The sequence below is a fragment of the Pseudomonas sp. FP1740 genome, assembly GCF_030687165.1.
In the GTDB taxonomy this organism is placed as follows: domain Bacteria; phylum Pseudomonadota; class Gammaproteobacteria; order Pseudomonadales; family Pseudomonadaceae; genus Aquipseudomonas.
This window is the reverse complement of the sequence record NZ_CP117461.1, coordinates 645041-656458: the sequence shown is the minus strand read 5'-3', so window position 1 is coordinate 656458 and position 11418 is coordinate 645041. Positions and strand designations below refer to the sequence as shown.

Here is an 11418-nt window from a genome sequence, read left to right as displayed (position 1 = left end):
GCTGTCGCTGAAAACTCAGTGATCGGGTGTGAGAAGCCCGGCAACTTATGGTCATCCAGTGTCTGTACACGCATAATCGCCGCCAGCTATTAGCTGCCTGCAAATGTGTTATGGCGGCTGTGTGCGGGCGGACTTCGGTCCGGCCGGGTGTCCATAACCGGTCTTCTCACCTCGCACATAGCTGCCACCTCTTCCCGTGTGAGAAGCGGCAAGTGGAGGCTCCAACGCTGGAGAAATTTTTCAATGGACAAATTAATTCCTGACCCACCCTTCAACACCACCACCCCCAACGCCGAAGCCTCGCGCAACGAAGAATTACTCAAGGATCGCGAAGCCATCAAACGCGCCCTCGACTATTACCTCGATCCCCCGGCGCCCTACACCGAAAAACCCCGCCGCCCCAGCACCATGTTCATCGTCGCCCCGAATATGGATACCGAAAGCCTCCTGGCCCACGCCTGTGAATCGTTGGCCACGGCGAGTGTCCTGACCAGCGACTTCGCCAACGACCTGACCGGCCCGCAGCGCTACACAGCGCTGGCGATTCAACAGAGCATCATGCTGGCCGAGCTGGCGGTGAACCGGGCGCTGGATAACGTCGACCCGGCGTAGTCCCCCTGCTCGCGATGGAGGCAGCACCTTCAGCATCATTGGTGACTGACACATCGCATTCGCGAGCAGGCTCGCTCCCGGTGAGCCCCCTGCGAAAGCTTAGTGAGCGATCGCAGGGGGTGGCGGGGGTAGCCATTTCATTGTTGGTTCATCGACCCTTAGAATGCACGCCTGACTATTCTCAGGATGAGCCTCATGTTGAAAACTGTTTTCCTGTCGCTGCTTGTGTTCGGCTCCAGCTCGGTGCTGGCCGATACCAAGGTCGATGTCTCAAAGATTTACGGCAACATCCAGTTCGTCGACTCTTACCCAGACTACAAGGTCAAGATTGACAACGGCTGGCCCGATCTGAAAGTAAAAAAAGTCGATAGCTACCCCGACTCTGTCGGCAAATGGAAAATTGTCGATAGCTACCCCGATTACAAGATTCAAATCGTTGACTCCTACCCTGACTTCACCATCAAGTATGTGGACTCCTACCCAGGCGTGAACTGACAAACTTTGCATCACCGCTGCCGTCACGCGGCAGCACCACAATGAAGCACGTCCGCGCACCATGCACCGCCGCTCGTCCTCTCCTGGTGCGTTCAATCCCCGCGAAACCGCTCTAACACGACATTTCCTTGCCCGTCCCCGACCGGGCACAGCCCTTGCAAAACAGCCTTCAGTCGTCCGCATCTGCCAACCATAAAAAACTTTAACGTTCATGGAGATCGCACAATGAAGCGTCGCAGTTTGATCAAGGCTTTCACACTCACGGCAAGCATTGCCGCGATGGGCATGACCTGGACTGTCCAGGCCGCCGAGACCATCAAGGTCGGTATTCTGCATTCGTTGTCCGGGACCATGGCGATCTCTGAAACTTCGCTCAAAGACATGGCGTTGATGACCATCGACGAAATCAACGCCAAGGGCGGTGTGAACGGCAAGATGCTGGAGCCTGTGGTCGTGGACCCGGCATCGAACTGGCCGCTGTTCGCCGAAAAGGGCCGGCAGTTGCTGACCCAGGACAAAGTGGCGGTGGTGTTCGGTTGCTGGACCTCGGTGTCGCGTAAATCGGTGCTGCCGGTGTTCGAAGAGCTCAACGGCTTGCTGTTCTACCCGGTGCAATACGAAGGCGAAGAGATGTCGCCGAACGTGTTCTACACCGGCGCGGCGCCCAACCAGCAGGCGATTCCGGCGGTGGAATACCTGATGAGCGAAGAAGGCGGCAGCGCCAAGCGCTACTTCCTGCTCGGCACTGACTACGTCTACCCGCGCACCACCAACAAGATCCTGCGCTCGTTCCTGCACTCCAAAGGTGTGGCGGACAAGGACATCGAAGAGGTCTACACCCCGTTCGGCCACAGCGATTACCAGACCATCGTGGCCAGCATCAAAAAATTCTCTGCCGGTGGCAAGACGGCGGTCATTTCCACCGTCAACGGCGACTCCAACGTGCCGTTCTATAAAGAGCTGGCCAACCAGGGCCTGAAAGCCACCGACGTGCCGGTCGTGGCGTTCTCCGTGGGTGAAGAAGAACTGCGCGGCATCGACACCAAACCGCTGGTGGGCAACCTCGCGGCGTGGAACTACTTTGAGTCGGTGGAAAACCCGGTGAACAAGAAGTTCGTCGATGACTGGAAAGCCTACGCCAAGAAACACAACCTGCCGGGCGCCGACAAAGCGGTGACCAACGACCCGATGGAAGCCACTTACGTCGGCATCCACATGTGGGCGCAAGCCGCCGAGAAGGCCAAATCCACCGACGTCGACAAAGTCCGCGAAGCCCTGGCCGGCCAGACCTTTGCTGCACCGTCCGGCTACACCTTGACCATGGATAAGACCAACCATCACCTGCACAAGCCAGTGATGATCGGCGAGATCCAGGCCGACGGTCAGTTCAACGTGGTGTGGCAGACCGAAGGGCCGATCCGCGCCCAACCGTGGAGTCCGTTCATTCCGGGCAACGACAAGAAGCCGGAGTATGCGGTGAAGAGCAACTGATTCACCCCGCTTAGCCTGATCGTTCCCACGCTCCGCGTGGGAATGCCTCAACGGACGCTCTGCGTCCGCTTTGGGACGCGGAGCGTCCCGGGCTGCATTCCCACGCAGAGCGTGGGAACGATCAACACAGGACACCTGCTATGCCCACCGCCCTTTGCCGCTTTATTCTCGCCCTCGCGCTGTTATTACCGATGGCTACCTATGCCGGCGACGCCGAAGACTTCGTCGCGGCCAATCCCGTGCAGCAAGCCAAGCTTCTGGAAACCTGGGCTGCGCAGCCCGATCCGGCCCGTATCGAACTGATCAACGCCCTGCAACAAGGCGAGCTGACCATCGATGGCCAACCGAAAACCCTGCGCCTGAACAATCGCCTGCGGGGTCTGATCGACACCGCTTTGGCCAGCCACCAATTGCTCGCCGCCGACGCCAAAACCCGTCTGGCCGCCGCGCAGCAATTGCAGAAAAGCGCCAAACCGGCGCAGCTGAAATTCCTCGACCAACAGTTGACCCGCGAACAAGACGAAACCGTTCACGCCGCCCTGAGCCTGGCCTTGGCCAATCTGCAACTGGTCGACAGTGACCCCGCCGTGCGCCTCGCCGCCGTGCGTTTGCTCGGCGAAACCGGCGACCCGCTGGCCCGCACCCGCCTCGAAGGCTTGCTCGAACCCGGCGTCGAAGCCGACGCCAGTGTGCACACCGCCGCCGAAACCAGCCTGGCCCAGGTCAAACGCAAATTGCTGATCGGCGAAATGCTCGGCCAGGCGTTCAGCGGCATGTCCCTGGGTTCGATTCTGCTGCTCGCGGCATTGGGCTTGGCGATCACCTTCGGCCTGCTCGGGGTGATCAACATGGCCCACGGCGAGATGCTGATGCTCGGCGCGTACTCGACGTACGTGGTGCAGTTGATGTTCCAGCGCTTCGCCCCACAAGCCATCGAGTTCTATCCGCTGATTGCGCTGCCGGTGGCGTTTTTCGTTACCGCCGCCATCGGCATGGCGCTGGAGCGCACGGTGATTCGCCACCTCTACGGCCGCCCGCTGGAAACCCTGCTCGCGACGTGGGGCATCAGCCTGATGCTGATCCAGTTGGTGCGTCTGGTGTTCGGCGCGCAGAACGTTGAAGTGGCCAACCCGGCGTGGTTGTCGGGCGGGATTCAGGTGCTGCCCAACCTGGTGCTGCCATACAACCGCATCGTGATCATCGCCTTCGCCTTGTTTGTGGTGGTGCTGACCTGGCTGTTGCTGAACAAGACGCGCCTCGGCTTGAACGTGCGTGCCGTCACCCAGAACCGCAACATGGCCGCCTGCTGCGGCGTGCCCACCGGGCGCGTGGACATGCTCGCCTTCGGTTTAGGCTCGGGCATCGCCGGGCTCGGTGGCGTGGCGCTCAGCCAGATCGGCAACGTCGGCCCGGACCTCGGCCAGAGCTACATCATCGACTCATTCCTGGTGGTGGTGCTCGGCGGTGTCGGTCAATTGGCCGGCAGCGTGCTGGCCGCGTTCGGCCTGGGCATCGCCAACAAGATTCTCGAACCGCAGATCGGTGCGGTGCTGGGCAAGATCCTGATCCTCGCGCTGATCATTCTGTTCATCCAGAAACGTCCGCAAGGCCTCTTCGCACTGAAAGGACGGGTGATCGACTGATGAACCAGCCTCTGCTCGTTACCGCGACAAAAAAAGCCGGCCCCAAAGTCACCATCACTGTTGGCGCGGTGATTCTTGTTTTACTGCTGGCGCTGCCATTGCTGTCGCTGTTGTCGCCGGACAGTGCGTTTCATGTCTCGGCCTACACGCTGACACTGGTGGGCAAGATTCTTTGCTACGCCATCGTCGCCCTCGCCCTCGATCTGGTCTGGGGTTACGCCGGCCTCCTGTCCCTCGGTCACGGTCTGTTCTTCGCCCTCGGCGGTTATGCGATGGGCATGTACCTGATGCGCCAGGCTTCGGGTGACGGCTTGCCAGCGTTCATGACGTTCCTGTCGTGGACCGAATTGCCATGGTACTGGACCGGCACCAGCAGCTTCCTCTGGGCCATGTGCCTGGTGGTATTGGCGCCGGGATTGCTGGCGCTGGTGTTCGGTTTCTTCGCCTTCCGCTCGCGGATCAAGGGCGTGTATTTCTCGATCATGACCCAAGCCCTGACCTTCGCCGGGATGCTGCTGTTTTTCCGCAACGAAACCGGGTTTGGTGGCAATAACGGCTTCACCAATTTCCGCAGCATTCTCGGGTTTGGCATCACGGAACCGGGGACTCGCGCGGTGTTGTTTTTCGCCACGGTACTGCTGCTGGTGGCGAGCCTGTTCATCGGCTGGCGGCTGGCGCAAAGCAAGTTCGGCCGGGTGTTGACCGCGTTGCGCGATGCCGAGAACCGCCTGATGTTTTGCGGCTACGACCCGCGCGGCTTCAAGCTGTTTGTCTGGGTGTTGAGTGCGGTGTTGTGTGGCCTGGCGGGGGCGCTGTATGTGCCGCAAGTCGGGATCATCAACCCGAGCGAAATGTCGCCGACCAACTCGATCGAAGCGGCGGTCTGGGTTGCCTTGGGGGGGCGCGGCACGCTGATCGGCCCGCTGCTGGGTGCCGGCGTGGTCAACGGGATGAAGAGCTGGTTCACCGTGGCGTTTCCGGAATACTGGCTGTTCTTCCTCGGCGCGCTGTTCATCGTCGTGACGTTGTATCTGCCTAAGGGTGTGATCGGTCTGCTGAAGAAAAGGGGTGAACAATGAGGATCACTGCAACGGCTGAATTCATGCTCGAACCGGCCTTTTTCCCACCGCAGCCCAACAAGGATGCCGGTAGCAGCCGCGATGCCATCGGCCTCGGCCAACGCGTCGGCCCCGGCCTTAATACGCGCCACGGCACCATCCTGACCCTGGAAGACATCAGCGTCAGCTTCGATGGTTTCAAGGCGCTCAACAATCTGAACCTGTACATCGGTGTCGGCGAATTGCGCTGCATCATCGGCCCCAACGGCGCGGGCAAAACCACGCTGATGGACGTGATCACCGGCAAGACCCGCCCCAGTCACGGCAAGGCCTGGTTCGGTGAAACCCTGGACCTGACGCAGATGAGCGAAGTGCAAATCGCCCAGGCCGGTATCGGTCGCAAGTTCCAGAAGCCAACCGTGTTCGAAGCCTTGAGCGTGTTTGAAAACCTGGAGCTGGCGCAGAAAACCGACAAGTCGGTGTGGGCCAGCTTGCGGGCTCGCCTGAGCGGCGAACAAAGGGATCGCATCAGCGAAGTGCTGGAGACCATTCGCCTGACTGCCTCGGTCAATCGCCCGGCGGGTTTGTTGTCCCACGGTCAGAAGCAGTTTCTGGAAATCGGCATGCTGCTGATGCAAGACCCGCAACTGCTGCTACTCGACGAGCCGGTGGCGGGCATGACCGACGCCGAAACCGAATTCACCGCCGAACTGTTCAAGCGCCTGGCCGGCAAGCATTCGCTGATGGTGGTGGAACACGACATGGGCTTCGTCGGCTCGATCGCCGACCACGTCACCGTGTTGCACCAGGGCAGCGTGCTGGCCGAAGGGTCGCTGGAGCAGGTGCAGGACAATGAGCGGGTGATCGAGGTCTACCTCGGCCGCTGATGAGCAATTGATCGATTCCGCGCTCTGCGTGGGAACGATCACAGGGGGAATTTGAAGATGCTGCAAGTCGACAAGCTGCACCAGTACTACGGCGGTAGCCACATCCTGCGGGGCCTGACGTTTGAGGTGAAGGTCGGCGAAGTCACCTGCCTGCTGGGGCGCAACGGCGTGGGCAAGACCACCTTGCTCAAATGCCTGATGGGTTTGCTGCCGGCCAAGGAGGGCGCGGTGAACTGGGAAGGTAAACCGATCACCACGTTCAAGCCGCACCAACGGGTTCACGCCGGGATCGCCTACGTGCCTCAGGGCCGGGAAATCTTCGGCCGATTGACCGTGGAAGAAAACCTGCTGATGGGCCTGTCGCGGTTTCCTGGCTCCGAGGCCAAGGAAGTCCCGGCGTTCATCTACGAGCTGTTCCCGGTGCTGCTGCAAATGAAGCAACGGCGTGGCGGTGACTTGTCCGGTGGTCAGCAACAGCAGCTGGCAATCGGAAGAGCGCTGGCCAGCCGACCACGGCTGCTGATTCTCGATGAGCCCACCGAAGGCATCCAGCCGTCGGTGATCAAGGAAATCGGCGCGGTGATCAAAAAGCTCGCAGCCCGTGGCGATATGGCGATTTTGCTGGTGGAGCAGTTCTACGATTTCGCCGCCGAGCTGGCCGATCAGTACCTGGTGATGTCCCGGGGCGAGATCGTGCAGCAGGGTCGCGGTGAAAATATGGAAGCCGAAGGTGTGCGCGGGCTGGTTACGATCTAACCTGCAGCCTTCTGACGATAAATTAGACGATATGAATTTACCTCTCCCCACCGCGCTGTTTACCCCGAGCTGGCATGCCGAGCTGGAGCTGGGCTACGCCCGTTTCGGCGCCAGCACCCGCCCGGTACAGCGCCGTCATCAAGGCCCGCTGCGGGTGCAGAAGCACTTGTATGCCGAAGGCCCCGAGGTGTGTCAGCACATCATCGTCCACCCGCCGGGGGGGATTGCCGGCGGTGATCGGCTGGACATCTCGGCCAGCGTCGGCACCCACGCCTGGGCACAAATCACCAGCCCTGGCGCCGCCAAGTGGTATCGCGCGGCCGGGCCGGCTTATCAGAAACTCGACTTGCGCGTGGCCGCCGGTGCTACGTTGGAGTGGCTGCCGCAAGAGACGATTATCTTCAGCGCCGCTCAGGCCGAGCTCAGTACCCGCATTGATCTGGAAGGCGATGCCCGGTTGTTCTACTGGGACGTGGTCGCGCTGGGGCGCCCGGCCAGTGGCGAGCGCTTCGAGCTCGGGCACTTTCAGGCGCACCTGGATATCCGCCGCGACGGCCAGTTGCTCTGGCACGAACGCCAGCGCATTGCCGGGGATGACGGTTTGCTGGACTCGCCGATCGGGCTGGATGGGCAACCGGTGTTTGCGACGTTGCTGGTGACCGGAGAGATTGATAGTGAATTGCTGGAGAAGTGCCGCTCGCTGCCCAATGAGGTGCGCGGGGATCTGACGCAGCTGCCGGGGCTGTTGGTCGCCCGGTGCCTGGCCAGCGAGGCGCTGTTGGCACGGGGCTGGCTGATTGATTTATGGCGATTGCTTCGGCCGGCGTTGCTCGGCCGCGAAGCCGTTCCGCCCAGAATATGGGCCACCTGAATACGACCCACCCTGCACGATGCAAGATTTTTTAACTGCCGATTATGGATTTCTACGATGGACCTGACCCCACGCGAAAAAGACAAGCTGCTGATCTTCACCGCCGGCCTCGTGGCCGAGCGGCGTTTGGCTCGCGGCGTGAAACTCAATTACCCGGAGGCCATGGCCTACATTTCCGCGGCGCTGCTCGAAGGCGCGCGTGACGGCCAGACCGTGGCCGAGCTGATGCATTACGGCACCACCCTGCTCAGCCGCGAACAAGTGATGGAAGGCATCCCGGAAATGATCCCGGAGATCCAGGTCGAAGCGACGTTTCCCGACGGCACCAAACTGGTCACCGTTCACCAACCGATCGCCTGAGGCTGCGTCATGACTTACCACATCCGCGATGCGCTGCACGCCGATCTGCCGGCGATCCGCGACATCTACAACGACGCCGTGCTCAACACCACGGCGATCTGGAACGAACAGGCCGTGGACCTGGGCAACCGCCAGGCCTGGTTCAGCGCCCGGCAGGCCCAGGGCTATCCGATTCTGGTGATCGTCGACGGCGACGACAACGTACTCGGCTACGCTTCATTCGGTGACTGGCGGCCCTTCGACGGGTTCCGCCACACGGTCGAGCACTCGGTGTACGTGCGCAACGACCAGCGTGGCAATGGCCTCGGCCCGCAACTGATGGCAGCGCTGATCGAGCGCGCCAAAGGCTGCAACAAACACGTGATGGTCGCCGCCATCGAAAGCGGAAACGGCGCGTCGATCCGGCTGCATGATCGGGCCGGCTTTGTCGTCACCGGCCAAATGCCGCAGGTGGGTACCAAGTTCGGCCGCTGGCTGGACCTGACCTTCATGCAACTGATCCTCGACCCCGGCGCAATGCCACCCGGTCCCCACAAGGAGTGATGCCCCATGAACGCCGCCCAACTGCGACGCGTCAACGTTGAAAGCTTTGCGCACTATCGTCAGGGATTGATTGATCTGCTGCTCGACGCCGTCGGCTATGGCGCCAGCGTCGGGTTCATGGCGGATCTGGATACCACCCAGGCCCGAGCCCATTTCGATGAAGTCCAGGACAACCTGAACAAAGGCAACGTGCTGCTGTGGGTGGTGGTCAAGGACGAACAGGTGCAGGCCAGCGTGCAACTGAACCTGTGCCAGAAAGCCAATGGGCTGAACCGCGCCGAAGTGCAGAAACTGCTGGTGCGTGAACACGCCCGTCGTCGCGGCCTGGGCCAGCAGTTGATGAATGCCCTGGAGCTCGCCGCCCGTCAGCACAAGCGCGGCATGCTCTACCTCGACACCGAGGCCGGCTCCCCCGCCGAAGACTTCTACAAGGCCCTGGGTTACACCCGCGCCGGCGAAATCCCTGACTACGCCTGCGACCCGAACGGGCGCTACAAACCGACCGCCCTCTACTACAAGATTCTCCAAGGAGCCCAGTGATGATTCCCGGTGAGTACCAGATCCAGCCCGGCGACATCGAGCTTAACGTGGGCCGACGCACTGTCAGCCTGAAGGTGGCCAACAGCGGTGATCGGCCGATCCAGGTCGGCTCGCATTATCACTTTTTCGAAACCAACGACGCCCTGACCTTCGACCGCGCCGCCAGCCGCGGCATGCGCCTGAACATCCCCGCCGGCACCGCGGTGCGCTTCGAGCCGGGGCAGAGCCGTGAGGTCGAGTTGGTCGACCTCGCGGGCCATCGCCGGGTGTTCGGGTTTGCCGGGCGGATCATGGGCGACCTCGACTGACTGATCGTTCCCACGCTCTGCGTGGGAATGCATCCCGTGACGCTCCGCGTCACATAACGACGGACGCAGAGCGTCCATGGCGGCATTCCCACGCAGAGCGTGGGAACGATCAATGAAGGAACTGCAATGAAGATTTCCCGTCAGGCCTACGCCGACATGTTCGGCCCCACCGTCGGTGACAAGGTCCGTCTGGCCGACACCGAGCTGTGGATCGAAGTGGAACAGGACTTCACCACCTACGGCGAAGAAGTGAAATTCGGCGGCGGCAAAGTCATCCGCGACGGCCAGGGCCAAAGCCAACTGCTGGCCGCCGAGGTTGTCGATACCCTGATCACCAACGCGCTGATCATCGACCACTGGGGCATCGTCAAGGCCGACGTCGGCCTCAAGGACGGGCGCATCGCCGCCATCGGCAAGGCCGGCAACCCGGACATCCAGCCTAATGTCACCATCGCGGTCGGCGCCAGCACCGAAGTGATCGCCGGTGAGGGCATGATCCTCACCGCCGGCGGCATCGACACCCACATCCACTTCATCTGCCCGCAGCAGATCGAAGAAGCGCTGATGAGCGGCGTCACCACCATGATCGGCGGCGGCACGGGACCGGCCACCGGCACCAACGCCACCACGTGTACTTCCGGGCCGTGGCACCTGGCGCGCATGCTCCAGGCCGCCGATGCGTTCCCGATGAACATCGGCCTCACCGGCAAGGGTAACGCCAGCCTGCCGGAGCCGTTGATCGAACAGGTCAAGGCCGGCGCCATCGGTCTGAAGCTGCACGAAGACTGGGGCACCACCCCGGCGAGCATCGACAATTGCCTGACCGTGGCCGACCAGTACGACGTGCAAGTGGCGATCCACACCGACACCCTCAACGAGTCCGGTTTCGTCGAAACCACCCTCGCCGCCTTCAAGGGCCGCACCATCCACACCTACCACACCGAAGGTGCCGGTGGCGGTCATGCCCCGGACATCATCAAGGCCTGCGGTTTCGCCAACGTGCTGCCGAGCTCGACCAACCCGACCCGGCCGTTCACCCGCAACACCATCGACGAACACCTCGACATGCTGATGGTCTGCCACCACCTGGACCCGAGCATTGCCGAAGACGTGGCCTTCGCCGAAAGCCGCATCCGCCGCGAAACCATCGCCGCCGAAGACATCCTGCACGACCTCGGCGCGTTCTCGATGATCAGCTCCGACAGCCAGGCCATGGGCCGCGTCGGTGAAGTCATCACCCGCACCTGGCAGACCGCCGACAAGATGAAAAAGCAACGCGGCCCGCTGCCACAAGATGGTGAAGGCAACGACAACTTCCGCGCCAAACGCTACATCGCCAAGTACACGATCAACCCGGCGATCACCCACGGCATCAGCCATGAAGTGGGTTCGATCGAAGTGGGCAAGTGGGCGGATCTGGTGCTCTGGCGTCCAGCGTTTTTCGGGGTAAAGCCAACGCTGATCCTCAAGGGCGGCGCCATTGCGGCCAGCCTGATGGGCGACGCCAACGCGTCTATTCCAACGCCGCAACCGGTGCACTACCGCCCGATGTTCGCCAGTTACGGCGGTTCGTTGCATGCCACCAGCCTGACCTTTATCAGCCAGGCGGCGCAGGAGGCGGGTTTGCCCGAGGCCCTGGGCCTGAAGAAGAAAATCGCCGTGGTCAAAGGCTGTCGCGAGGTGCAGAAAACCGACCTGATTCACAACGACTACCTGCCGGACATCGACGTCGATCCGCAGACCTATCAGGTCAAGGCCGACGGTGTGCTGCTGTGGTGCGAGCCGGCGGATGTGTTGCCGATGGCTCAGCGTTACTTCCTGTTTTGAGATTCTGTCAGGTATAAAAAAACCGGC

Annotated in this window: 13 protein-coding genes; all 13 read left to right on the top strand. The window is 61.6% G+C overall.

The features are described 5' to 3' along the window. Positions 1-243 precede the first annotated feature (243 nt). The 13 genes from PSH69_RS02875 to ureC all read left to right on the top strand — a co-directional run bounded on the left by PSH69_RS02875 (position 244) and on the right by ureC (position 11391). Complete coding sequence (locus PSH69_RS02875) at positions 244-612, top strand: DUF6124 family protein (protein WP_105340425.1); 369 nt, start codon at positions 244-246, stop codon at positions 610-612. A 195-nt stretch (positions 613-807) separates the two neighbouring features. After that, complete coding sequence (locus PSH69_RS02870; protein ID WP_019650643.1) at positions 808-1107, top strand: hypothetical protein; 300 nt, start codon at positions 808-810, stop codon at positions 1105-1107. Between the two features lie 225 nt (positions 1108-1332). Continuing rightward, positions 1333-2598 carry an urea ABC transporter substrate-binding protein gene (gene urtA, locus PSH69_RS02865; protein WP_007937152.1) on the top strand — a complete coding sequence of 422 codons (1266 nt, stop codon included), beginning with the start codon at positions 1333-1335 and terminating at the stop codon, positions 2596-2598. Between the two features lie 140 nt (positions 2599-2738). Beyond that, positions 2739-4241, top strand: a complete 1503-nt coding sequence (gene urtB / locus PSH69_RS02860) for an urea ABC transporter permease subunit UrtB (RefSeq protein ID WP_305410977.1) — start codon at positions 2739-2741, stop codon at positions 4239-4241. Then, the gene (gene urtC / locus PSH69_RS02855) at positions 4241-5320 is read left to right on the top strand and encodes an urea ABC transporter permease subunit UrtC (RefSeq protein ID WP_305410976.1); all 1080 of its coding nucleotides are present in this window, start codon (positions 4241-4243) and stop codon (positions 5318-5320) included. The genes urtB and urtC overlap by 1 nt, the downstream gene beginning before the upstream one ends. Beyond that, positions 5317-6186 (top strand): urea ABC transporter ATP-binding protein UrtD, encoded by an 870-nt coding sequence (urtD, locus tag PSH69_RS02850; protein ID WP_019582244.1) that lies wholly within the window; start codon positions 5317-5319, stop codon positions 6184-6186. Before urtC ends, urtD begins: the two co-directional genes overlap by 4 nt. Positions 6187-6243: 57 nt before the next feature. After that, positions 6244-6942: an urea ABC transporter ATP-binding subunit UrtE gene (gene urtE / locus PSH69_RS02845; RefSeq protein ID WP_019582243.1), complete on the top strand. Its 699-nt coding sequence runs from the start codon at positions 6244-6246 to the stop codon at positions 6940-6942. Positions 6943-6973: 31 nt separating this feature from the next. Next, a complete protein-coding gene (locus PSH69_RS02840) occupies positions 6974-7813 on the top strand; it encodes an urease accessory protein UreD (RefSeq protein ID WP_305410975.1) in 840 nt (279 codons plus the stop codon). 57 nt (positions 7814-7870) lie between these two features. Further along, positions 7871-8173, top strand: a complete 303-nt coding sequence (gene ureA, locus PSH69_RS02835) for an urease subunit gamma (RefSeq protein WP_007937143.1) — start codon at positions 7871-7873, stop codon at positions 8171-8173. Between the two features lie 9 nt (positions 8174-8182). Next, on the top strand, positions 8183-8716 hold the full coding sequence (locus PSH69_RS02830) for a GNAT family N-acetyltransferase (protein WP_019650649.1): 534 nt from the start codon (positions 8183-8185) through the stop codon (positions 8714-8716). A gap of 6 nt (positions 8717-8722) precedes the next feature. Next, a complete protein-coding gene (locus PSH69_RS02825; RefSeq protein ID WP_305410974.1) occupies positions 8723-9256 on the top strand; it encodes a GNAT family N-acetyltransferase in 534 nt (177 codons plus the stop codon). Continuing rightward, positions 9256-9564, top strand: a complete 309-nt coding sequence (locus PSH69_RS02820) for an urease subunit beta (RefSeq protein WP_109627750.1) — start codon at positions 9256-9258, stop codon at positions 9562-9564. Before PSH69_RS02825 ends, PSH69_RS02820 begins: the two co-directional genes overlap by 1 nt. Positions 9565-9690: 126 nt before the next feature. Then, positions 9691-11391, top strand: a complete 1701-nt coding sequence (gene ureC, locus PSH69_RS02815; RefSeq protein ID WP_105340433.1) for an urease subunit alpha — start codon at positions 9691-9693, stop codon at positions 11389-11391. Positions 11392-11418 lie beyond the last annotated feature (27 nt).